Raw genomic sequence first — 21531 nt, 5'->3', positions numbered from 1 at the left:
CCGCGGTCTCAGGCGCCCGTCAGTCCCAGTGACCGCTTGAGGAAGTCCACCTGGAGCAGGAGCAGGTTCTCCGCGACCTGCTCCTGCGGCGTCATGTGTGTCACCCCGCTCAGCGGCAGCACCTCGTGCGGCCGCCCCGCCGCGAGCAGCGCCGAGGACAGCCGCAGCGCATGGGCGACCACCACGTTGTCGTCCGCCAGCCCGTGGACGATCATCATCGGGCGTGCCTGCCCGGCGGGCTCGGACAGCCCGTCGTCCGTCATCAGGGCGTTGTGCGCGTACACCTCGGGCTGCTCGGCGGGGTCGCCGAGATAGCGCTCGGTGTAGTGGGTGTCGTACAGCCGCCAGTCGGTCACCGGGGCGCCCACGACCGCCGCGTGGAAGACGTCGGGGCGCCGCAGCACCGCGAGCGCGGAGAGATACCCGCCGTACGACCAGCCACGGATCGCCACCCTGGACAGGTCCAGCGGGAAGCGCCCGGCGAGCGCGTGCAGCGCCTCGATCTGGTCGTCGAGGCTGAGGACGAAATTGTCCCGGACGGCCTTCTCCCAGCCCGGTGACCGGCCCGGTGCGCCCCGGCCGTCCGCGACGACCACCGCGAAGCCCTGATCGGCGAACCACTGGGACGTCAGATGCGCGTTGTGCGCGGCGACCACCCGGCGGCCGTGTGGCCCGCCGTACGGATCCATGAGAACCGGAAGCGGACCGTCCGACTCCTTATAGCTCGTGGGAAGCAGCACGGCGCACGGAATTCGCCGTGCGCCCCCCTCCGTGAGCGTCACCCGGGCGGACAGCACCGGTTCCTGGGCAAAGTTCGCGACCTGGGCGATCCGCTTGCCGTCCCGCAGGACCCGCACGGTCGTCCCGGGCCGGTCCGGCGATGCCGACAGCAGCACCGTCAGGGCGCCGGACCGGACCGCGGAGTGCATCCCCACCCCCTCGGAAAGCCGCTCGATGCCCAGCTCGTTGACCCGGTACACATGGCTCTGCCCGGTCTCCGGATCGGCGGCCTCCTCGCCCGCCGTCGCCGACACGAGGACATCCGACTCCCCGATGTCCAGCACCGCCTGGATGTGCAACTGGGCCCCCGTCAACGGCCGGTCGCCGACCGCGAGCACCCGCGCGCCGCCCTCGTCGGTGATCCGTACGAGCCGCCCGTCCGGCGCCCACGCGGGCACCCCGGGGAAAAGATCAAGCCACACCGGGTCCTCGTCGGCATGTACGGTCCGCGTCGCACCGGTCTCGGTGTCCACCGCCAGATACCGCTGGCCGCGCTGGTCGCGGGCCTGCACCAGCAGCAGCGGCGCGCCCGCCGCCGACCAGTGCACCTGGGCGAGATACGGGTAGCGCGCCCGGTCCCAGACCACCTCGGTGCGGGTCCCGTCCAGGTCCGTCAGGAAGAGCCGCACCTCGGCGTTGGGCGTCCCCGCGGCCGGGTAGGCGACCTCGGCGGGCCTGCGGTCCGGATGCGCCGGATCGGCGATCCACCAACGCTGTACGGCGCTGTCGTCGGCGCGGGCCACCAGTAGCCGGTCCGATTCCGGCGACCACCAGAAGCCCCGGAAGCGCTGCATCTCCTCGGCCGCGATGAACTCCGCGAGGCCGTAGGTGATGTGCGGGGCCTCCGGTTCGGCGAGCGCCCGGTCGTCCTCGCCCGCCGCGCTCACGACCCGCAGCGCACCCCGTGCGACGTAGGCGATGTGCCGGCCGTCGGGGGAGGGCCGCGGGTCGATCACCGGACCGGGCACCGGCAGCGCCCGCGCCGTCCCGGCCCGCAATTCGGCCACGTACACCTTCCCGGAGAGCGCGAACGCCGCCAACTCGGCCGCAGCGTCCACCGCGTAGCCGACGATGCCCGCCGACCCCTCACGGGTCCGCTCGCGCCGCGCCCGCTCCTGGGGCGACAGGCGTTCCGCCGAACCGCCCAGCAGCGCCTCGGGGTCGGCGGCCATACGCTCCTCGCCGGTCGCCGGGTCCAGCACCCAGAGCCGGTTGGTGCGATCGGTGCCACCGGACGAGCGCAGGAAGATCACCCGTGTCTCATCCGGTGAGACGGTGAACGCGCGTGGTGCGCCGAGAGTGAACCGCTGGGTCCGTGCGTGCTGGCGGGGAAAGGACAGCTTCTGCGAGGTCATGGCTCTGAACATAGACGGAGCCGCCGGTCCGTGCGCCCCTCGTGCTGCTGTGCCCCGATCAATGCGTTGGCACGGATAGTTATGATCCGTAGCGCTCGGTGGGTATGAACCTGCTGGCTCCACGTGTGCTGCCCGTCCCGACCGTACTGATGGAGGTGAACCGCCGTGGCGCTCTCGATTTCGGCGGTAGTGCTGCTGGCGATCATCGTCTTCCTGCTGATCCGGAAATCCGGACTGAAGGGCGGACACGCGGTGGTCTGCATGCTGCTCGGGTTCTACATCGCGAGTTCGTCCATCGCGCCGACCATCTCCGATCTGACGACCAACGTGGCGGGGATGATCGGCAGCATCAAGTTCTGACCGTGCGCACCCGTCTTCTGACCGTGTGCGCTCGGCTTCTGCCCGCGCACCGGTCGATGCCGGGTATCTGAGCCCCCCGGCCCCGGATGCCGCTCCCCGGAGCCGGGCCGGGCTCGTAGGGTGGTCCTCATGAAGGACCTTCCCGCGCGCCGTCTGCTCCTGGTGCACGCGCACCCGGACGACGAGTCGATCAACAACGGCGCCACCATGGCCAGGTATGCCGCCGAGGGCGCCCACGTCACACTGGTGACCTGCACGCTCGGCGAGGAGGGCGAGGTCATCCCGCCCTCGCTCGCCCATCTCACCGCCGACCGGGACGACACGCTGGGCGCCCATCGCGTCGGTGAACTCGCCGCCGCGATGCGGGAGCTCCACGTCGGCGATCACCGCTTCCTCGGCGGGCCCGGCCGGTTCCGCGACTCCGGCATGATGGGCGCCGAGCAGAACCACCGCCCCGGCGCCTTCTGGGACACCGCCGTGGACGACGCGGCGGCCCCGCTCGTCGAAGTGATCCGGGAGGTCCGGCCCCAGGTCCTCGTCACCTACGACCCCGACGGCGGCTACGGGCACCCCGACCACATCCAGGCGCACCGGGTCGCGATGCGCGCCGCCGACCTGGCCGCGGACCCGGCGTACGGTCCCGGCACCGCCGCCCCGCACACGATCGCGAAGATCTACTGGAACCGGGTGCCCCGCCCGGTGGCCGAGGCGGCCTTCGCCCGGCTGCGGGACACGGCCCCGGACGCCTTCGGGGGGATCGCCGCCGTCGACGACGTACCCGGCGTGACCGGGGACGCGGAGATCACCACGGAGATCGACGGCTCGGCGTACGCGGACGCGAAGACGGCCGCCATGCGCGCCCATGTCACACAGATCGCGCTGCACGGCCCGTACTTCGCTCTTTCGAACGACCTCGGGCAGCCCGTCCTCACCACCGAGTACTACCAACTGGTGCGCGGAGCCACGGGCGCGACCGGGGACACCCGGGAGCACGACCTGTTCGCGGGCCTGCCGGAAGCGTCCCCCACGCCGGACGCACCGCATGTACGGGATGAACCACCCGTACGGGACGCGGCGCATGTGCGGGGAGCGCAGGCATGAGCCAGGGCAAGGACAAGGCGCGGGCCCAGGCGAGGACCCGGGCGCAGGCGCCGCGCACCAACGCGCCGCCCAGGAGCGCCGCACGGCCCACCGGCCTCGCCGCTCCGCCGAACCCCGCCCGGATCGCCGCCTACTTCGGCCTCGCGGTGCTCGGGGCCCTGGTCGCGCTGACGGGCTCGCTCGTCCAAGCCGCCTGGTTCCCCGGCGGTTTGCTGATCGCGCTGGCCGCCACGGCGGGCCTCTTCTACGGCGGCCGTGTCCTGTTCGGGACCCAGCTCGGCGCGCTGGCCCAGGCCGCGGGCTGGCTCGTCGCGGTGATCGTCCTGCTGAGCGGCCGGCCCGAGGGCGACTACGTCTTCGGCGACGAACTCGGCCTGACGCTCTTCCTGCTCGGCGGGATGGCCGTCGCTGTGATGTGTGCCACCACCTCCAGGCTGCCGCAATCAGCCACCCACACCCGCCGGTCCGGTACCTGATGTGCCCTGTCCGGGCCCTTGAGGGTCCCCACAGGTGTGATGCGCAGGTGGAGGTTTCGCCCGCTCGCGGAGTCTCCGTCGGCGGCGGCAAGTATGGTGGTGCGCGCGCCGAGCCGTCCCCTGGCCTGCGGCATGGGGGAAGTACGGGCGGCGGAGCCAATCGGGAGAACCTGCTTTGAGTCGTGAAACTGACAGTTCGTCCTCCGGACCCCAGGGGCGCGGCGGGGCCGCGTACCCGTCGGGTACGCCGCCGTACGGATCCCGCCAGTATCCGTCGCAGGACGGCCCGGACGAGACGCCGGAACCTGCCGACCCGCCCCGGCCCGGAGAACCGAGAACCGAGACGACGCTGACGACGCGCATCCGGATCAACATCCCCGGTTCGCGTCCCATCCCGCCGGTCGTGATGCGTACGCCGATGGGCGACGGCGACACGTCCGGGGGCCGTTCCGCATCCGAGCGCACGGGCGGCACCCCGCGACCCGGCATGCCCGGTCCCGGGTCCTCGCCCACCGCGGGCGGGACACCCGGCGGACCGGCCGCGGAGGCGCGGGACGGCGGTCCGTCCGCCGAGCCGTCCGCCGACAGGCCGGCCAAGGAGAAGAGCGGCAGCGACTGGTTCGCGCCGCGCAAGACCCCGACGACCACCTCCGTGGTCGGCAGCACGGGCGGCACCGGCGCCACCGGGTCCTCCGACGGTGGCACCGCGGCGCCCGGTCCGGGCGGCGGCGCGGGCACCGGAGCCGGTGCGGGGGCCACCCCGCCCCGGGCCGAGCTGCCGTACTTCTCGGACGGCCCGCAGCCCGGCGGCAGCGCGCTGGACGACTTCGGTGCCGGGGTTCCCGGCGGCGGTCCGCGGGCGACCCCCAACCTGGGTGTGCGTACGCCCGGCCCGTCCGGTCCCACCACGGGACCGGCCACCGGCAGTTCGTCCCTGACGCCCGACCTCGGCGCGCTCCACGGCCTGGGCGGCCCGGCGGGCCCCGGCCCGATGGTGCCCGGCGGTCCGGGTCCGATGGTGCCCGGCGGCCCCGGTGGCGTACCGCCGCGGATGTCGGACGACACCGCGATCCTGACCCCGCAGCCCCCGGCACCCGAGCCCGGTTCCGGCGGTCATGTCTCCGGTGACACGCTCACCAGCGGCATCCCCGTCGTGCCGAGCGAGCCCCGCTCGACGTTCCCGAGCAGGCCGGCCGGCCTCGACGGGGCGGGACCGGGCCCGATGGGCAGCGGACCCGCCGGTGCGGCCGTTCCGGCGCCCGGACCCTCGGCCCGTCCGGCTCCGAAGGCCGCGCCCGCCAAGAAGGGCCGCTCCAAGCTGGTCCTGCTCGGCGTGGGCGTCTTCGTGCTGTTCGGTGTCGCGTACGGCGCCGGGCTCGTGCTGAACCACTCCGAGGTCCCCAAGGGCACCACCGTGCTCGGCGTCGACATCGGCGGCGGCACGAAGGAGCAGGCGGTCGGCAAGCTCGAAGCCGCCCTCGGTGAGCGGGCCCAGGCTCCCCTCCAACTGTCCGTGGACGGCAAGAAGCAGAAGCTGGACCCGGAGAAGGCCGGACTCACCCTGGACAGCCAGGAGACCGTGCGCGAGGCGGCGGGCAGCGACTACAACCCGGTCTCGGTGATCGGCTCCCTGTTCGGCGGCGTACGTCCCGCCGACCCGGTGATCCCGGTCGACGAGGAGAAGCTCGGGGTCGCGCTGACCGATCTGGCGGGCGTCTCCGGCTCCGCCAACGACGGCACGATCACGTTCGAGCCGAACAAGGCCGTCGCCGTACCGGGCAAGGCGGGCAAGGCACTGGACGTCAACCAGTCGCTGATCTCCGTACGGGACGCCTACCGCGCCCAGGTACAGACCGGAAAGGCGGGCGTGGTCGAACTGCCCGTCGCGAGCCACGAACCGACCATCACCCAGGCCGAACTGGACCGGGCGATGAAGGAGTTCGCCAAGCCCGCCATGTCCGGCCTGATCACCATCAAGGCCGGTCCCAAGGAGATCCAGTTCGGCCCGGCGAAGTCCCTGCCGCAGATCCTGTCCATGAGGGCGATCGACGGCCGGCTGGTCGACTACTACGACAAGAAGGCCATCGACACCCTCTGCGACGGTGTCTTCGACGGCATCATGGCGGTCAAGGGCGACGGCAAGAAGCACCAGGTCAGCGCGGACGACGTGGCCCAGGCCATGAAGACCGCGCTGGCGGGGAGGACCCAGGCCGAGCGCACCGTCACGATCGACCTGACGGGCAAGGGCTGACGGGTCTCCGCACCCCGCGCGCATGACGCCGCCCCCGGCCGGAACGCTCCGGCCGGGGGCGGCGTCATGCGCGCGGCATGACATCTGTCATCCCCCTTCCACGACAGCCGCCCCTGCCGCCCGGACCCCCCTGACGGCCAGGCTGGACGCATGACCACCACAGCCGCACACACGGCCGGACGAACGCCCGCGGGGGCCGTCACGGGAACCGCCGCCGTGCGTTTCGAGAACGTCAGCAAGGCGTACGGGGACGTGAGCGCCGTCGACGGGCTCACCCTGGAGCTGCACCCCGGCGAGACCGTGGCGCTGCTGGGCCCCAACGGCGCCGGGAAGTCCTCCACCCTCGACCTGCTCCTGGGCCTGCGCACCCCCGACTCCGGTTCGGTCCGGCTCTTCGGCACCGGCCCGCAGGAGGCGATCGCGGCGGGCCGGGTCGGCGCGATGCTCCAGAGCGGCGGACTGATGGAGGACGTCACCGTCGAGGAACTGGTCCGCCTCGTCTGCTCGCTGCACCCGAAGCCGTACCCGGTGGACGAGGTACTGGCCAGGGCCGGAGTCGCACAGATCGCCGGCCGGATGGTCAACAAGCTCTCCGGCGGCCAGGAACAGCGGGTGCGGTTCGCGCTCGCCACCGCCGGGAACAGCGACCTGATCGTCCTCGACGAGCCGACCACCGGCATGGACGTCACCGCCCGCCAGGCGTTCTGGGCGACCATGCGCGAGCAGGCCGAGCAGGGCCGTACCGTCCTGTTCGCCACCCACTACCTCGAAGAGGCCGACGCGATCGCCGACCGCGTCCTCGTCCTGCACAAGGGCCGCCTCCTCGCCGACGGCACCGCCGCCGAGATCAAGGCCAGGGCCGGGGCCCGCCGGATCTCCTTCGAACTGCCGGGCGCGGCGGACACCGCCGCCCTGCGCACGCTCCCGTTCCTCGCCGCGCTGGACATCAGCGGCGACAGGGTCCGGATCCAGTCGCACAACGCCGACGCGACCGTGCACGCGCTCTACGGTCTCGGACTGTTCCCCCGCGAACTCGAAGTCGGCGGGCTCGGCCTGGAGCAGGCATTCGTCGCCATCACCGAGGCCGAGGAGGCCAGGACCTCATGACCAGTCCCCTTTCCGGTGCCCTCATCGGGCTCGAAGTGACCCGCACCCTGCGGAACAAGAAGTTCATGTTCTTCTCGGTCATCTACCCGTCGGTGATCTACCTGCTGATCTCCGGCACCCGGAACACCACCGACACGGTGCCCGGCACCGATCTGACCATGCAGGCGTTCTTCATGGTCTCGATGGCCTCCTTCGGCGCCCTGACCGCCGTGCTCATGGGCAACAGCGAGCGCATCGCCAAAGAGCGCGAGAAGGGCTGGGTGCGCCAGCTGCGCCTGACGTCCCTGCCCGGCAGCGGCTACGTCCTGGCCAAGATCGCCAGTGCCGCGATCGTCACGCTGCCGTGCGTCGTGGTGGTGTTCGTCGTCGCCGCGTCCGCCAAGCACGTCACCTTCGACGCCTGGCAGTGGGCGGCCCTGACCGGCATCATCTGGGCCGGGTCGCTGGTCTTCGCCGCGCTGGGCGTCGCCATCGGCTACCTCGCCACCGGTGACGCGGTCCGCCCGATCACGATGATCATCTACTTCGGGCTCTCGATCCTCGGCGGACTGTGGATGCCGACCACCACCTTCCCCCAGTGGCTCCAGAACATCTCCGAATGGCTGCCCACCCACGCGTACGCTGCTGTCGGCCAGTCCATCGGGATGGGCGGCGCGCCGGAGGCCAAGGACATCGCGCTCCTCTGCGGCTACTTCCTGCTGTTCGCGGGCTGCGCGGCCCGGCTCTACCGGAAAGACACCCTGAAGGCGTGAGTGGCGTGGCAGAGGGCGGTTCGCACGAGACGTACGTGGGTCTGGGGCGCCCGCCCCAGGACCGCAGGCAGTTCTTCGTCAAGCTGCTGTGGATCGGCATCTGGCTCGCCTTCATGAGCGCGCCCGTCACCGACGTGGCGCACGGCGACCACACCCCGTGGGCCCGCGCGCTCGGCGCCCTCGGGCTGGTGGTGTTCGTGGCCGCCTACCTCGTCCTGGTCTTCCGCCACACCTCCAGGGCGCTCGCCCGCACCAGGGTCCTGGCGACGATCGGCTTTCTCGCCGCCCTCGCGGTGACCCTCTCGCTGACGCTCGGCACCCCCTGGCTGGTGCTGTTCGTGTACGTCGCGGTCTCCGCGGGCGCCACGCTGCCGATGCGGCTCGCCTGCTGGCTGATCCCGCTGACCAGCGGCGTACTGGTGCTCATCGGCCTCACCGGCGACCACCCGCGCGAGATCATCACGGCGCTCGTCTTCCCCGCGCTGCTCGGCGGGTTCGCCATGACCGGCGTACGCGAGATGATCCGTACGACGATCGAGCTGCACGAGGCCCGTGCGACGGTCGCGCAGCTCGCCGCCAACGAGGAACGGCTGCGCCTCGCCCGCGATCTGCACGATCTGCTGGGCCACTCGCTCTCCCTCATCACGCTCAAGAGCGAGCTGGCGGGCCGGATGCTCCCCGGTAACCCGGAACTCGCGGCCGCCCAGGTCGCCGACATTGAACAGGTCGGCAGACAGGCCCTGGTGGACGTGCGCAACGCGGTGTCCGGCTACCGCCGTCCCACCCTCCCCGGCGAACTGGCCGCGGCCCGTACGGCGCTGGCCGCCGCCGGAATCACCGCAGGGATCCCGTCCGAGGCACCCGGCAACCTCCCCGAGGAACCCGAGGAGGTGCTCGCCTGGGGGCTGCGGGAGGCCGTCACCAACGTCGTACGGCACAGCGGCGCCCGCCACTGCACGGTGACCCTCACCCCGCGCCAGACCCTCGCCGGGCCGGTCCTCCAACTGCGGGTCGCCGACGACGGCCGGGGCCCGGCGGGCACGAAGGCGGGCAACGGCCTCACCGGGATCGCCGAACGCCTCGCCGCGGTCGACGGCACGCTCTCCACGGAGCCGGCGCCCACGGGCGGAGGTTTTGCCCTGACCCTCCGCGTCCCCACCGGATCGGGCCTAGGATCCGGGGAATGAGCATGATCAGACTTCTCCTCGCCGAGGACCAGTCCATGGTCCGCGAGGCTCTCGCGGCCCTCCTCGGCCTGGAACCCGACATCGAGGTGGCCGCCCAGGTCGCCCGCGGCGACGAGGTCCTGGCCGCCGCCCGTGCACACCGCGTCGATGTCGCCCTGCTGGACATCGAGATGCCCGGGATGACCGGGATCGAGGCCGCCGCCGAACTGCACCGCGAACTGCCCGGCGTGAAGATCGTGGTCGTCACCACGTTCGGCCGCCCCGGCTATCTGCGCCGCGCGATGGAGGCGGGCGCCGACGCCTTCCTGGTCAAGGACGCCCCGGCGTCCCAACTCGCGGAAGCCGTACGCAAGGTGCTCGCCGGGGAGCGGGTCATCGACCCGACCCTCGCGGCCGCCGCCCTCGCCGACGGGGCGAGCCCGCTGACCGACCGCGAGCGCGACGTGCTGCGCGCGGCGGCCGACGGCTCGACCAACGCGGAGATCGCGGGCGCGCTCCACCTCTCGCAGGGGACCGTGCGCAACTACCTCTCCACGGCCATCCAGAAGATGGTGGCCCGCAACCGGGCGGAGGCGGTCCGCATCGCCCGTGAGAAGGGCTGGCTGTAGGCCCGTGCGCGGCCCGAGGTCCCGCGGGCAGCGCCTCGGGGGCCGGGTGCGCGCGGCTCGCAGGGCTCACCGCGTGCCGGTCGACACCAGCCCCGCCTCGTACGCGATGATCACCAGCTGCACCCGGTCCCGGGCGTGCAGCTTGGCGAGCAGCCGGGTCAGATACGTCTTCGAGGTGGCGACGCTGATGCAGAGCCGCTCGGCGATCTCCGTGTTGGACAGCCCGCCGCCGACCAGGGTCAGCACCTCGCGCTCCCGGTCGGTGATCGCGGTGAGCGGCCGTCCGGCCGGGGCCGGCGCCGGGCGCCCGGCGAACTCCTTGATCAGACGGCGGGTCACGCTCGGGGCGATCAGGGCGTCCCCGGCGGCGACCACCCGGACCGCGGCGAGGATGTCGTCCAGCGCCATGTCCTTGACCAGGAATCCGGCCGCACCCGCGCGCAGGGCGCCGTAGACGTACTCCTCGTCGTCGAACGTCGTCAGCACGACGACATGCGCCGACGTGGCGCCCGCGGTGATCAGCGCGGTGGCCTCGATGCCGTCCATGCCGGGCATCCGGATGTCCATCACCACGACATCGGGGCGCAGTTCCCCGGTCAGCCGGACCGCCTCGGCGCCCGTACCGGCCTCGCCGACGACCTCGATGTCCGGGGTCTCGGCGATGACCATGCTCAGGGCGGCCCGCACCAGGGGCTGGTCGTCGGCGAGGACGACGCGGACGGTCATCGCGTCGCCCCCACCGGAACCGGAAGCCGGGCGGCCACCCGGAAGCCGCCCGCGGGGTCCGGCGCGGCGCTGAAGTCGCCGTTCAGCAGGGCCACCCGCTCCCGCATGCCGGTCAGGCCGAACCCGGTGTCCGTGGAACCGCCGCCGCCCCGGCCGCCGTCGGTGACCTCGATGGCCAGCTCCTCGTCGCCGTACTCGACGGACACCCGGCACGAGCCGGTGGCGGCGTGCCGGACCACGTTGGTGACCGACTCCTGGATGATGCGGAACGCCGACAGGTCGATGTCCGGTGGCAGTGGCCGCCGTTCGCCCCTCCACCGCACGTCCACCCGGACCCCGGCACCGGTCGTCGCCGCGGCCAGCCGCTCGACGTCCGCGAGCCCCTCGGCGGGACGCAGGGGCGCCGGCCCGCCCGGCCGCCCACCGGAATCCGGCGCCGGTCGGTGCTCCGGCCCGTCCGGTCCGTGCTCCCACCCCTGTGCCGGTTCGGGCCGGCGCAGGGCGACGAGCATCCGGCGCAGGCCCGACAGGGTCTCCCGCCCGGCCGTCTCCACCGCGATCATCGCGTGGCGCGCCGCCTCCGGCCGGGTGTCGATGACGCGGGCCGCCGCACCGGCCTGGAGGGCGATGATGCCGATGCTGTGCGCGACCGTGTCATGCATCTCGCGGGCGATCCGGAGCCGTTCGGCGGTGACCGCCTGCGCCGCCGCGCGGGCCGTCAGCTCCTGGGCGTACTCACGCGTCCGGCGCACCGACATCCCGGCCAGGCAGGCGATCACGGCCAGCAGGGAGGCGGCCTCCCAGTAGGTCCAGCTGGTGTAGGCGCCGTGCGGGAGCCGCAGGGGAAGGCCCAGCAGTGAGCGCAGCAGCACATAACCGGGCAGCACCGCGACGGTCACGGCGAACGCGGGGCCCCAGCTGCGGCGGGAGCGGGTCGCCACGAGGAAGCCGAGAGCGATGTCGAGGGCCAGATGATGAAGGAACGCGACCCCCACCGAGCCCACCGCCAACGCCGCCCCGAGCGAGCCGACGGCCAGCAGGACGAGTGCGGGCAACGGCCGGACGGACAGCAGCCGACTGCCCGTCAGCGCCGCGACAGTGGCCGCGACCAGGAGCAGCCAGTCCTCGGCCGCCAGGAGGGGAAGACCCGTGGGCATCCCCGGAATGCCGAACTGCGCGCGTATCGAGGAGAGCGTCGCGGCACTCCACACGACGGCCGCCCAGACGCCCGGTGGCACACGCTTGAGCAGGGGGAGGGTCGGCATCGGCATGGCCCGATCGTAGCCACGCGCACCGGCGGCGGCATCGGCCCAGGGGTGTACACCCACGGTCGACAGGCACGCCCCGCGAGTGTCAGCGCAGGGCCGATGACGTACGGGGGTGGCCGGCGGCACCGTGGGCACCGTGATCGAAGTCAACGAACTCACCAAGCGATACGGTCCGACCGCCGCCGTCAGCAACCTCACCTTCACCGTGCGCCCCGGCCAGGTCACCGGCTTCCTCGGCCCCAACGGCGCGGGAAAGACCACCACCCTGAGAATGCTGCTCGGCCTGATCGAGCCCACAGCCGGGACCGCCACCCTCCAGGGGCGGCCGTTCCGCCACCACGCCCGCGGACTGCGGCACGTCGGCGCGCTCCTCGACGCGGGTGACGCCCACGGCGGCCGTACCGCCCGCGCCCACCTGCGCGCCCTGGCCCGCAGCAACGGCATCCCGCGCACCCGGGTCGACGAGGTGCTCCAGGAGGCGGGCCTGGCCGGCGCGGCCCGCCGCCGCATCGGCGGCTTCTCCCTCGGCATGCGCCAGCGCCTCGGCATCGCCACCGCACTGCTCGGGGACCCTCCGGTGCTGCTGTTCGACGAGCCGCTCAACGGGCTCGACCCGGAAGGCGTGCTGTGGGTGCGCGGCCTGTTCCGGCGGCTCGCCGCCGAGGGCCGCACCGTGTTCGTCTCCAGCCATCTGATGACCGAGATGGAGAACACCGCCGACCAGCTCGTCGTCATCGGCCGGGGTGAACTGATCGCCGCGGAGAGCCTGACAGGGTTCGCGGCCCGGGGGACCCGGCAGAGCGTGAGCGTACGCACCCCGGACACGGCCCGGCTCGTGCCGCTGCTCACGTCGGAGGGCGCCTCGGTGCACCGCGAGCCCGCGGACGGCCTGCTCACGGTGACCGGTCTGGACGCGGCCCGGATCGGCGAACTCGCCCTGCGCCACCGCCTCCCGCTGCACGAACTCACCACCCGCAGCTCCTCCTTGGAGGAGGCGTTCATGGAACTGACCGCCGACAGCGTCGAATACCCCGCAGGAGACCCCCGATGACCACGGTGAGCACCGCCCCCGTCGCCGGCACGGCCGGAACCGGCCCCCGTGCCCGGTTCACCGACCTGTGTGCGGCCGAGTGGATCAAGACGTGGTCGCTGCGCTCGACCCCGTGGACGTACCTGATCACCGCACTGGTGGTCATCGCGTTCAACGTGGGCACGGCGTACGACCACTACACGTACTGGTACGAGTACGACGAGGGGGGCCGGACCGACTTCGTCGCCCATGGCATGCCCCTGCTGGACGCCTTCACCACGAACGCGGGCATGCTCCTGGCGCTGGCCGCCGGTGCGATCGGGGCCGTGTCGGTCACCGGTGAGTACGGTTCCGGCCTGATCCGCACGACGTTCACCGCCGTGCCGGCCCGCCGCTCGGTGATGGCGGCCAAGGCGATCGTGCTCACGGCGGTCATGACCGTGTTCGGCGCGGTCGTGGCGGGGGGTTCCTTCTGGCTGACCCAGGCGATCCTGTCCGGGCGGGACGCCGGAGTCTCCCTCGGCCACCCGGGCGCCCTGCGCGTCGTCGTGGCCTCGGCGCTGCTCGCACCGGTGTGCGCACTGGTCGGCCTGGCGCTGGGCACCCTGGTCCGGCACGGCGCGGGCTCGGTGGTCAGCTCGGTCGGGGTGCTGCTCCTGCTGCCGATGGTGATGAGCGACCGCCGGTATGCGACGGCGGTCGCCGACCACGCCCTGCCGCTCAGCGCGTGGATGCAGCTGACCGACGTGCGGGGCCTGCCCGTTCCGTTCCCGTGGACGAACGCGGGGGCCTGGACCGTGTACGCGGTGTGGGCGCTGGCGGCGGCGACGGTCGCGGTGACGGCGGTACAGCGCCGGGACCAGTAGACGGGACCGGCGGCCACGACGCGGGCGACGAGGCCGAGCGCGAGTTCCCGGCCCAGCCGGTCGCCGTCGGGCACTCCCAGGCTCCAGGCGGAGAGTGAGCGCGAACGCGGCGAGGCCGAGTACGCGGGAGCGGCGGTATCCGCCTGCCGGTGTGGGGGGAACATGCATGAAGGTACGTCTCCTGGGGTCGTGGTACGGGTGCACGACGGACGGCCGGGAGAGCCCATGGGGGACGGGCCGGGGAAGGCCCGCGGCGGGCTCGACGGGAACCGGTGAGAGCGCTCTCACGTGTGAGTGACGCTTCCCGTGTTGCCCTGAACACGTCAAGAGATGTGCAACAGGAGACCCGCCCGAATGCGTGGGGCGCAACAATTAACCGCAACCGAACGGCAAATGCCCCGCAATCGCCCCGGTCGGCGGGCTCGTTGACTTCACAAGATGATCTCGCGAGGGGTCGGTACGCCTTCCAGTTCGCGCACCAGGACCGAGAACCGCGGACCGTCCGGAAAGGGCTGCTGATCGCCGATGTGCCGATAGCCCCAGGACGCGTAGAGGGCCAGGACCCGGGGGTGCTCCGGGTCGCACAACAGCGTGACGCGCTCCTCCGGCCGCGGGCGCAGCAGATCCTCGTGGATGCGGTGCGCCGCACCCGTGCCCTGCCACGGGGCGCGCACCATCAGCTCGAAGAGGGCGAGCGTGCGGGACCCGTCCTCCTCCGCGAAGCCCTTGGGCAGCGGGGTCGTCATGTGCGACCACCAGCGCGCGCCCCGGCGCAGCGGCGCGCCGTACGCGTACCCCACGGGCTGGTCGCCGTCGTAGCCGATCACCGCTTCCCACCCCGCGCCGCCGGCGTGGTTGGTCAGCCGCTGGTCGAAGCGCGCCAGGCTGGTGAAGGGGACGTGCAAGGTGTCGGCGTACACCTCCGCGTAGACGTCCAGGAGGACGGGACGTATCTCCGGCAGGTCGTTCGCGGTGTAGCGGCGCAACTGGACGGTCATGGTGACGGTGTCTCCTTCGCTGTTCGCTGGAGCCAATCCTGGGCGTGCGGTGCGGGGTGCGCCGCCAACCGGCTGCGGAAGTCGTCGAGAAGGCTCCCGATGCGCCGGCTGCCGGGCGCGGTACCGGCTGTGGCGAGCGCCCGGTCGGCGGTCGCGCAGGCCGCCTCGACGTCGTGCTGACCGAGCTGGGCCAGGGCGAGCTGGGCGGTGTAGTAGACGCGGTTACGGGTGAATCCCGGACTCAGCAGCGCGAGCGCCTGGTGGATCCGCGCCTCGGCCGGCTCGGCCTGCCCCAGGCGATGGTGGACGATGCCCGCCAGCCCGTGCAGTTCGGCGTGGTCGTAGAAGGCCAGCCAGGTGGGCCGATGGCTCAGGTCCGCGCGGGCCAGCGCGTCCTCGGCGTGCCCCAGTGCCCGCAGCGCCGACCGCTTGTCGCGGAGGCGGGAGTGGGACAGCGCGATGCGCACGTGTGCCTGTGAGGCGTACAGCGGATCACGCCGCGCCATTCCGGCGTCCCGCACCGCCTGCGAGGCGTGCAGCGACTCGATGAGACCGCCCCGCTGCCCGGCGAGCATGGCGACGTTGTTCCACACCCGGTGCATGGCATCCGCGTCCCCGGACAGGCCCGCGAGCGTCACCGCACGGTCGAGGTGGTGCGCCGCGCGCTGTTGGTTGCGGGAGTCGAACGCGGCCCAGCCGGCGGTGCTGGCCGCGTTCGCGGCCGCCGCGTAGAGCATGGACCGTACGCGGGCCGAGGCGCGGCCCGAGTCCAGGAGCGACAGGGCGTGCCGCATCCAGGTCAGGAGCTGGGCCTCGATCCGCGCCGTACCGCCGACCCTGCACTCCTGCCGGTAGAGGGAGGCGAGCGCCTGCCCGACACGTCTGACGTCGGAGATGCCGACGGTGGTGCGGCCCGGAGGCAGGACGACCGTCGCGGCCATCACGGCGGCCCGCTGGGTGAAGTCCCGCCGCTCCACCGGATTCCCCGGCGTCATCGCCCGAATGTTCTCCGGGGGCCCGGTCCGCTGCCGGGGGACGAACCCGAGTTCCTCGGCGGAACACCCGAATTCCCTTTCCAGGGCGATCCGTTGGCGCGCGTGCGGCCAACGCGTGGTGCCCGTCAGGTAATTCCGGATATGCCGGTCCTGAAGAGACCCCGGTCGCCCGGTCAGGCTCTCGATGTGCTCGTTGAGCCGACTCGCGAGCTCGTGCTGCTTCAGCCCGGCGGCGCTCATACGGGCGGCCAGCAGAACGTTGCCGGTCTTCCTCGTCATGAAACTCACGGTAGCGGTATCCGCACCGGCGATGACCGGTGAGCGGGTCGAAATTGCCGGTTTCCGGCGACTGAAAGGAACCGTGAATTTCCTTGGCCCCAGGCCCGTTCACCGCTCTCCTTGATACATCACCGCCAGAAGAACTGACGGTGGTGGCCACCACCGGCCACCGGTGAGGAGGACATGTGACCGAAGCCGACGCCACTTGGCCGCGCGCGACCCTCGGCATCGAGGCGATCACGACGGCCGTCGACCACGCGCTGGCCCTGCGAGCGGCCCTTCCGCCGCGCAGTGTGATCAACGCGGGCACGGATGAACTGATCTGCCATTTGCGGTCGTTGATGGCCGTGGACGACTATGGCCATGACGAGCCGGGGCGGGGTGCGGTCCGGGTGCTGTTCCGGGTGGCGTACCGGAACCTCGACCTGGCGGTGCGGCCTGATGGCACGACGTCGGACGACGACGCGTACACGTACTGGCGGACGATCGCGAGCCTGACGGCCGCGTTCCGGGACCTGTACGTGAATCAGTCGGCGGAGGCGGCGGGGTGAGCGGGCGGTGACGACGGCCGTGGTCGAGGGCCGAGCCTTGGCGGTCAGCAGCGGCGAGCACGGTACGGGTGTGGGACCTGGTCGCGGGCCGACAGATCGGACCGGAGCTGTCCTTCCCCTGCCGGTCGGCGCCGTGGCCGTGGCGCCGACCGGCAGGTTGGTGGGCTGCGACGGGAAGGTCGCGGTGCCGGCCCGCCTCTGACCGGGCGTCGGCGGTGCGGTCCCGGCTCACCGGATGAGGCTGCGGACGGCGTGGGCGGACGTGCCCCGCGTACCTCACCGACAGCGCCGCTCAGGGGCCGATCGAGGCCGGAGGCAGCGTGCGGGTGGTCCGCTCGGGGCCGGATACATCAGATCTGGCGTACGGGCCTCGCCATGGAGGCGAAGACCGGTGAATCGGAGAAAGGCTGCTGATCGCCGATCTTCCTGTAGCCCCATGCTTCATAGATGGCCAGCACGGCACCGTCACCGGCTGCGGGATTGACGAGCAGCGTGACCCGTTCCTCGTTGCGCTGCGAAAGCCAGGATTCGTGAATCTGCCAGGCGACTCCTCGTCCACGCCATGGCTTTCGGACCACGATCTCGTTCAACGAGACCGTGCGCTTCCCGTCTTCGGTGGTATATCCGTCAGGCAGCGGTGTGGTCATCGCCGACCACCATCGGGTGTCGGAGCTGAGCGGAACTCCGAATGCGAACCCGACGGGCTCGTCTTCCTCGTAGCCGACCGCTGCTGCCCAGCCAGGTCTGGAGGCATAGCTTCTGAGACGTTCGTCGAACCTTTCGACAGCGTAGAACGGCCCGGTCAACCCGAAGTCCCGATGCCGTACCTCGGCGTGGATGTCGAGGAGGGACTGCCGGATCGAGGAGAGCTGGTCGGCGGCGTAGTGCCGGATCTCGACAGTCACAGGTGGCCCTTTCTGCCGGCGTACTGGTCTTGCCAGGTTGTGGTTGTCCGAGCGCCGGGGGCAACGCTGGACATCTCGCGGTTGAAGGTGGCCAGCAGCTTTCCGGTGCGCCCGATCAGTGAATCACCACCATCCACGGGCAGTACAGAGGAGGCTGTGTCGCAGGCCAGTTCCACGTCCCCTTGCCGGAGTTGGGCGAGAGCCAGGTTGGCGCGGTAATACGCTCGGTTCCTGGCGTATCCGGGTCGCAGTTGACTCAGGGTGCGATGCAAGTGCGCCTCGGACTTGTCATGTTGTCCCAGTCGAGCCATGACGAGCGCGGACAGTCCGTTGAGCTCTGCTTGGTCATAGAAGCCGATCCAGGCTGGACGAGGAAGGCTCTTCTCCGCTCGGTCGAATGCGTCGACAGCACTGTCCAGGCTGCGCAGTGCTGCGGCGCCGTCGCCGACTCCGGCTTGGATGCCGGCAAGTCTCGCGGAGGCGAGCGAGCGGTAGAGCGGATCCCTGCGGCAGGCCGAGGAAGCCCTGCCTGCCTGGGCTGCCGCAACAGCGTCGTGGTCTTGCCTCATTTGGGAGGAGAGCAGCGCGGCGTGGCCCCACAGGCGCAGCTGAATGTCGGCGTTCCCGGACATTCCTGCCAGGTGCATGGCCCGTTCGAGGTGCCTCAGCGCTTGTTCGGGTTTATGTGAGTCGAGGGCTGCCCATAGAGCGGTTCCGGTGAATGCCGCAGCCAGGTAGTAGAGGCGCTGGCGGACACGTTGTGTGGCAGAACCCACGGCTTGCAGCTCCGTGGCGTGGTGGGCGAACGCCAAGGCTCGTGTCTCAAGGCTGACGGTGCCGCCGTGAGTGTTGTCGGCGGCTACGAGCTGTGTGAACGCGGTGTCGAGCCGGTCCGCATCAGACATGCCGATTCGAGGGCCTTTGGCAGAGGGGAGAGCGGCTGCGGCGGTGAGAGCCGCCGCTGTGCCGGCGAAAGTACGTCGCAGCACAGTTTCCTCCGGCTTTGGGGTGTTGGGCTGGTCAAACCCTAGATCCGTGATGGGGCATTCGAATACCCGCTCCAGAGCAGCACGTGTTCTCCCGATGGGTCGGCGGGTGCGGCCATGTAGCAGGTTCCACACCGTTCGCGCTGACACGTTGCCGGTGCGCCCTGTGATCGTGTGAAGCGCCACGTTCAACTCGGCTGCTAACTGCTCTTGTGTGTAACCGAGTTCAGCCATCCGACCCGCAAGCGCAACGTTGAGCGTCATGTTGCTGAACGTAGCCGCCTTACCGCTTGGTCATTTCCTCTTCGAGGATCCGGAAGGTAAAGATTTCTGGTTGGTCGCGCGAAGAAGGGCGCTGCTCCTTCGTGGTCCGCAGTTCGTCGGAGCCGTTCACTGATCACGTACCCCACTTCTCGCCGCCGAGCCGGCCGCACCAGGAAGGGCAGACATGCGCCTCGCTACTCGATGGCTGTGTGCACAGCCGTCCACCGCCGTAGGAGCTGGAGAACGATGATTCTGCCGATGGTGCAACCGGCTTTCGTCGGTACGAAGTGCGGCCCGACCATGGGCGCAGAATCCGAGTCGGGATTCTCCTCGGAAGACCTCGGGACCCGCTGGATGCGGCGATATGCGGCCGACATGACCAGGGAGCCCCTTCAGGTCGGGGATCAGCGGTGGGCGGTCGACGCGGTGCTGCGCCGGTGGGGTGTTGACGGTGACTCTGTGTACTCGGTCGTACTGGTCATGAGCGAGTTGCTGTCGAACGCGGTTCTGTACGGGAGAGATGACGTTGTCGGCCTGCACGTAGCCATCGACGGTGTGCTCAGTACGGTGCTCGTTGAGGTGAATGACCACACGCCCGGCCCGCGCGCCGCTCCCCGCCTGCCGGGGGACGACCAGGAGAGCGGCCGTGGCCTGATTCTCGTCGGCGCTCTCGCGGAGACCTGGGGCGTGAGCAGTGACGGGGCCGTCACCTGGTGCAAGGTGAGGGTCGCCGCCGGGGGCGTCCGGTGATGCCGGCCCCGTCCGTTGCGCGCTGCGATGCCAGGACCCGGATCTTCGCCGCCGAACGCGGGAAGCGCTCCTCGGTCTTGTCGCCGCCGTGTGGCGCCCGGCGCCCCCTCGGCGTCGCGGGTCCGGCTGCGCCGGACGGCCCTGGCTGAGTCGGCTCTCTTCGAAGAGCTGGAGCCCGAGCCCATTCCCTGATCTCCGGGCCCGTCCCGTTGCCCACCCCGTCCGCGGGACGGGCCCGGTCCCAACCCTGTCCCTGTGCCGTCCCGGTGCCGTCCCTGTCGGAATGGTCGTACGCGGACGCCACCATGTGAACGGAGCCTCATGAGGCCGCATCCCCTCAGCCTGATCACGCCGCCCCCATGCCGTATCGGCGGGCTGGCCTGGATTCCCAACGAGCGCGGAGAGGTACTGACCGTCCGCGCGAACTACGGTGCCAAGAAGGGTTTTCACCAGCTTCCGGGTGGTCACGCCGGAGAACATCAGTCGAACCTGGCGGCCATGGTCACGCACGTGCGGCGGGAGACCGGGATCGATCCCGGCCCGGTCCGTCTGCTGGGAACGGACTGGGTCCCGCACAACGCCGACGTACCCGCGGCCATGGGGCAGAACTTCATCTACCTGTGTGACGACATCCCGGCCAACACGAACATCGTGCTCCCGTCGGCGGCGGACGACGAGGAACCGCAGTTGTCCGGCCACCTGTGGCAGACGCCCGAAACAGCCCGCGGCACCATGCGGGCGTACCAGCTCCGACGCTTCCTCGGGCTCTGGAACGCCTGGCAGGACAACACGACCGCTACTCTGCACAGCGGGCATCCCGTTCTTCCCACCTCGGCAGGGGACGCGTCGTGACGCGTCCCGAGGTTCTCGGCGCCGCACGCGACAACGACGTGGCGCCACCGTCCGAGCTCCTCGATACCGAGGCGATCGCGACGGTCGTCGACCACGCGCTGGCCCTCCGTACGACCCTCCCGCCGCGCAGTGTGATCGACGCGGGCACGGATGAACTGATTTGCCATTTACGGCTGTTGATGGCCGTGGACGACTACGGTCATGACGAGCCGGGGCGGGGTGCGGTACGGGTGCTGTTCCGGGTGGCGTACCGGAATCTCGACCTGGCGGTCCGTCCCGATGACACGACGTCGGACGACGTCGCGTACACGTACTGGCGGACGATCGCGAGCCTGACGGCCGCGTTCCGGGACCTGTACGTGAGTGAAGGAGCCTCCGAATGAACGCCACGGGCCGAGAGGCTGCCCGTTCGCCCTCCGAGCGGGGAGGGCCCGGCGCGGGCGTACCGGCGAAACCCGTTTCGGCCGTCGCCGCGGCGCCTCTACGGTGGGCCCGTGATGACACAGATGATCGTTCTCAACGGTGGTTCCAGTTCGGGGAAGTCCGGGATCGTCCGCTGTCTCCAGTCGGTGCTGCCGGACCCGTGGCTGGCCTTCGGGGTCGACACCCTGGTCGACGCGATGCCCGCCTCCCTGCTGACCTCGGACACGGGCATCGAGTTCGCTCCGGACGGTGAGGTGGTCGTCGGCCCCGAGTTCCGTACGTGGGAGACGGCGTGGATCGAAGGGCTCGTCGCGATGGCCGGTGCGGGTGCCCGGATCGTCGTCGATGAGGTCTTCCTCGGCGGAGCGGAGTCCCAGCAGCGGTGGCAACGGGCCCTCGGCGGGCTGCGGGTGCTGTGGGTGGGCGTCAGGTGCGACGGGACGGTCGCCGCGGGCCGCGAGACCGCGCGGGGTGACCGGGTCGCCGGGATGGCGGTGTCGCAGGCGGACATGGTCCACCGGGGCGTGTCCTACGACCTGGAGGTGGACACGACACACACCGAGGCGATGGAGTGTGCGCGGATCATCGCCGCCCGGGTCGAGTGAATCGGCCGCCCCGCGCGTGAGCACCGCTGCGTGAGCCCCGCCCCGACCGTGGCGTG

At 71.3% G+C, this 21531-nt stretch carries 22 protein-coding genes; 15 read left to right on the top strand and 7 right to left on the bottom strand.

Annotation, left to right across the window (positions count from 1 at the left end; all coding sequences use genetic code 11):
• Positions 1-8: 8 nt before the first annotated feature.
• Positions 9-2135, bottom strand: coding sequence for a prolyl oligopeptidase family serine peptidase (locus A6A29_RS01305; protein ID WP_073718041.1), 2127 nt, complete (start codon positions 2133-2135; stop codon positions 9-11).
• Positions 2136-2300: 165 nt separating this feature from the next.
• Here A6A29_RS01305 and A6A29_RS01300 point away from each other — a divergent pair, with 165 nt between their 5' ends.
• From A6A29_RS01300 to A6A29_RS01260, 8 genes are all read left to right on the top strand, one after another.
• A complete protein-coding gene (locus A6A29_RS01300) occupies positions 2301-2495 on the top strand; it encodes a hypothetical protein (RefSeq protein ID WP_073718040.1) in 195 nt (64 codons plus the stop codon).
• 129 nt (positions 2496-2624) lie between these two features.
• Positions 2625-3596 carry an N-acetyl-1-D-myo-inositol-2-amino-2-deoxy-alpha-D-glucopyranoside deacetylase gene (gene mshB / locus A6A29_RS01295; RefSeq protein WP_073718929.1) on the top strand — a complete coding sequence of 324 codons (972 nt, stop codon included), beginning with the start codon at positions 2625-2627 and terminating at the stop codon, positions 3594-3596.
• Entirely contained in the window at positions 3593-4072 is a 480-nt protein-coding gene (locus A6A29_RS01290; protein ID WP_073718039.1) for a DUF6113 family protein, read from the top strand. Before mshB ends, A6A29_RS01290 begins: the two co-directional genes overlap by 4 nt.
• Before the next feature lie 175 nt (positions 4073-4247).
• Complete coding sequence (locus tag A6A29_RS01280; RefSeq protein ID WP_198952969.1) at positions 4248-6323, top strand: hypothetical protein; 2076 nt, start codon at positions 4248-4250, stop codon at positions 6321-6323.
• Between the two features lie 150 nt (positions 6324-6473).
• Positions 6474-7430 carry an ABC transporter ATP-binding protein gene (locus A6A29_RS01275; protein WP_073718037.1) on the top strand — a complete coding sequence of 319 codons (957 nt, stop codon included), beginning with the start codon at positions 6474-6476 and terminating at the stop codon, positions 7428-7430.
• Entirely contained in the window at positions 7427-8182 is a 756-nt protein-coding gene (locus A6A29_RS01270; RefSeq protein ID WP_073718036.1) for an ABC transporter permease, read from the top strand. The genes A6A29_RS01275 and A6A29_RS01270 overlap by 4 nt, the downstream gene beginning before the upstream one ends.
• Entirely contained in the window at positions 8179-9369 is a 1191-nt protein-coding gene (locus tag A6A29_RS01265) for a sensor histidine kinase (protein ID WP_241838283.1), read from the top strand. The genes A6A29_RS01270 and A6A29_RS01265 overlap by 4 nt, the downstream gene beginning before the upstream one ends.
• On the top strand, positions 9366-9977 hold the full coding sequence (locus tag A6A29_RS01260; protein ID WP_073718034.1) for a response regulator transcription factor: 612 nt from the start codon (positions 9366-9368) through the stop codon (positions 9975-9977). Before A6A29_RS01265 ends, A6A29_RS01260 begins: the two co-directional genes overlap by 4 nt.
• Positions 9978-10043: 66 nt before the next feature.
• On the opposite strand, the gene A6A29_RS01255 is transcribed toward A6A29_RS01260, so the two are convergent.
• Both A6A29_RS01255 and A6A29_RS01250 read right to left on the bottom strand, forming a co-directional pair.
• A complete protein-coding gene (locus tag A6A29_RS01255; protein ID WP_073718033.1) occupies positions 10044-10703 on the bottom strand; it encodes a response regulator in 660 nt (219 codons plus the stop codon).
• Positions 10700-11974 (bottom strand): sensor histidine kinase, encoded by a 1275-nt coding sequence (locus A6A29_RS01250; RefSeq protein WP_073718032.1) that lies wholly within the window; start codon positions 11972-11974, stop codon positions 10700-10702. The genes A6A29_RS01255 and A6A29_RS01250 overlap by 4 nt, the downstream gene beginning before the upstream one ends.
• A gap of 133 nt (positions 11975-12107) precedes the next feature.
• On the opposite strand from A6A29_RS01250, the gene A6A29_RS01245 reads away from it, so the two are divergent.
• Together A6A29_RS01245 and A6A29_RS01240 are read left to right on the top strand one after the other, a co-directional pair.
• A complete protein-coding gene (locus A6A29_RS01245; RefSeq protein WP_198952968.1) occupies positions 12108-13022 on the top strand; it encodes an ABC transporter ATP-binding protein in 915 nt (304 codons plus the stop codon).
• Positions 13019-13867, top strand: a complete 849-nt coding sequence (locus A6A29_RS01240) for an ABC transporter permease (RefSeq protein ID WP_073718031.1) — start codon at positions 13019-13021, stop codon at positions 13865-13867. Before A6A29_RS01245 ends, A6A29_RS01240 begins: the two co-directional genes overlap by 4 nt.
• A gap of 431 nt (positions 13868-14298) precedes the next feature.
• Here the strand turns inward: A6A29_RS01240 and A6A29_RS01235 are convergent, their stop codons facing one another.
• Positions 14299-14865, bottom strand: a complete 567-nt coding sequence (locus tag A6A29_RS01235) for a GNAT family N-acetyltransferase (RefSeq protein ID WP_073718030.1) — start codon at positions 14863-14865, stop codon at positions 14299-14301.
• Positions 14862-16139 carry a hypothetical protein gene (locus A6A29_RS01230; protein ID WP_073718029.1) on the bottom strand — a complete coding sequence of 426 codons (1278 nt, stop codon included), beginning with the start codon at positions 16137-16139 and terminating at the stop codon, positions 14862-14864. The genes A6A29_RS01235 and A6A29_RS01230 overlap by 4 nt, the downstream gene beginning before the upstream one ends.
• Before the next feature lie 185 nt (positions 16140-16324).
• On the opposite strand from A6A29_RS01230, the gene A6A29_RS01225 reads away from it, so the two are divergent.
• Positions 16325-16690, top strand: a complete 366-nt coding sequence (locus A6A29_RS01225; protein WP_073718028.1) for a hypothetical protein — start codon at positions 16325-16327, stop codon at positions 16688-16690.
• Between the two features lie 350 nt (positions 16691-17040).
• Here the strand turns inward: A6A29_RS01225 and A6A29_RS01220 are convergent, their stop codons facing one another.
• Positions 17041-17595 (bottom strand): GNAT family N-acetyltransferase, encoded by a 555-nt coding sequence (locus A6A29_RS01220; protein ID WP_073718027.1) that lies wholly within the window; start codon positions 17593-17595, stop codon positions 17041-17043.
• On the bottom strand, positions 17592-18845 hold the full coding sequence (locus A6A29_RS01215) for a hypothetical protein (protein WP_073718026.1): 1254 nt from the start codon (positions 18843-18845) through the stop codon (positions 17592-17594). The genes A6A29_RS01220 and A6A29_RS01215 overlap by 4 nt, the downstream gene beginning before the upstream one ends.
• A gap of 375 nt (positions 18846-19220) precedes the next feature.
• On the opposite strand from A6A29_RS01215, the gene A6A29_RS01210 reads away from it, so the two are divergent.
• From A6A29_RS01210 to cpt, 4 genes are all read left to right on the top strand, one after another.
• Positions 19221-19595 carry an ATP-binding protein gene (locus tag A6A29_RS01210; RefSeq protein WP_158074359.1) on the top strand — a complete coding sequence of 125 codons (375 nt, stop codon included), beginning with the start codon at positions 19221-19223 and terminating at the stop codon, positions 19593-19595.
• 321 nt (positions 19596-19916) lie between these two features.
• A complete protein-coding gene (locus tag A6A29_RS01205; RefSeq protein ID WP_073718024.1) occupies positions 19917-20447 on the top strand; it encodes an NUDIX domain-containing protein in 531 nt (176 codons plus the stop codon).
• Positions 20444-20830, top strand: coding sequence for a hypothetical protein (locus tag A6A29_RS01200; protein ID WP_073718023.1), 387 nt, complete (start codon positions 20444-20446; stop codon positions 20828-20830). Before A6A29_RS01205 ends, A6A29_RS01200 begins: the two co-directional genes overlap by 4 nt.
• A 123-nt stretch (positions 20831-20953) precedes the next feature.
• Positions 20954-21475, top strand: coding sequence for a chloramphenicol phosphotransferase CPT (gene cpt, locus A6A29_RS01195; RefSeq protein WP_073718927.1), 522 nt, complete (start codon positions 20954-20956; stop codon positions 21473-21475).
• Positions 21476-21531 lie beyond the last annotated feature (56 nt).

The organism is Streptomyces sp. TSRI0281, assembly GCF_001905125.1.
Lineage (GTDB): Bacteria > Actinomycetota > Actinomycetes > Streptomycetales > Streptomycetaceae > Streptomyces.
Note: the sequence above shows the minus strand (reverse complement) of the source record. Positions and strands in the feature narration are given on the sequence as shown.

Excerpts from the sequence above, each read along its gene's own strand:
- A6A29_RS01305 (WP_073718041.1), bottom strand. The coding sequence starts at position 2,135 with ATGACCTCGCAGAAGCTGTCCTTTCCCCGCCAGCACGCACGGACCCAG.
- mshB (WP_073718929.1), top strand. The coding sequence starts at position 2,625 with ATGAAGGACCTTCCCGCGCGCCGTCTGCTCCTGGTGCACGCGCACCCG.
- A6A29_RS01290 (WP_073718039.1), top strand. The coding sequence starts at position 3,593 with ATGAGCCAGGGCAAGGACAAGGCGCGGGCCCAGGCGAGGACCCGGGCG.
- A6A29_RS01275 (WP_073718037.1), top strand. The coding sequence starts at position 6,474 with ATGACCACCACAGCCGCACACACGGCCGGACGAACGCCCGCGGGGGCC.
- A6A29_RS01270 (WP_073718036.1), top strand. The coding sequence starts at position 7,427 with ATGACCAGTCCCCTTTCCGGTGCCCTCATCGGGCTCGAAGTGACCCGC.
- A6A29_RS01260 (WP_073718034.1), top strand. The coding sequence starts at position 9,366 with ATGAGCATGATCAGACTTCTCCTCGCCGAGGACCAGTCCATGGTCCGC.
- A6A29_RS01255 (WP_073718033.1), bottom strand. The coding sequence starts at position 10,703 with ATGACCGTCCGCGTCGTCCTCGCCGACGACCAGCCCCTGGTGCGGGCC.
- A6A29_RS01250 (WP_073718032.1), bottom strand. The coding sequence starts at position 11,974 with ATGCCGATGCCGACCCTCCCCCTGCTCAAGCGTGTGCCACCGGGCGTC.
- A6A29_RS01240 (WP_073718031.1), top strand. The coding sequence starts at position 13,019 with ATGACCACGGTGAGCACCGCCCCCGTCGCCGGCACGGCCGGAACCGGC.
- A6A29_RS01235 (WP_073718030.1), bottom strand. The coding sequence starts at position 14,865 with ATGACCGTCCAGTTGCGCCGCTACACCGCGAACGACCTGCCGGAGATA.
- A6A29_RS01230 (WP_073718029.1), bottom strand. The coding sequence starts at position 16,139 with ATGACGAGGAAGACCGGCAACGTTCTGCTGGCCGCCCGTATGAGCGCC.
- A6A29_RS01215 (WP_073718026.1), bottom strand. The coding sequence starts at position 18,845 with ATGACGCTCAACGTTGCGCTTGCGGGTCGGATGGCTGAACTCGGTTAC.
- A6A29_RS01210 (WP_158074359.1), top strand. The coding sequence starts at position 19,221 with ATGACCAGGGAGCCCCTTCAGGTCGGGGATCAGCGGTGGGCGGTCGAC.
- A6A29_RS01205 (WP_073718024.1), top strand. The coding sequence starts at position 19,917 with ATGAGGCCGCATCCCCTCAGCCTGATCACGCCGCCCCCATGCCGTATC.
- cpt (WP_073718927.1), top strand. The coding sequence starts at position 20,954 with ATGATCGTTCTCAACGGTGGTTCCAGTTCGGGGAAGTCCGGGATCGTC.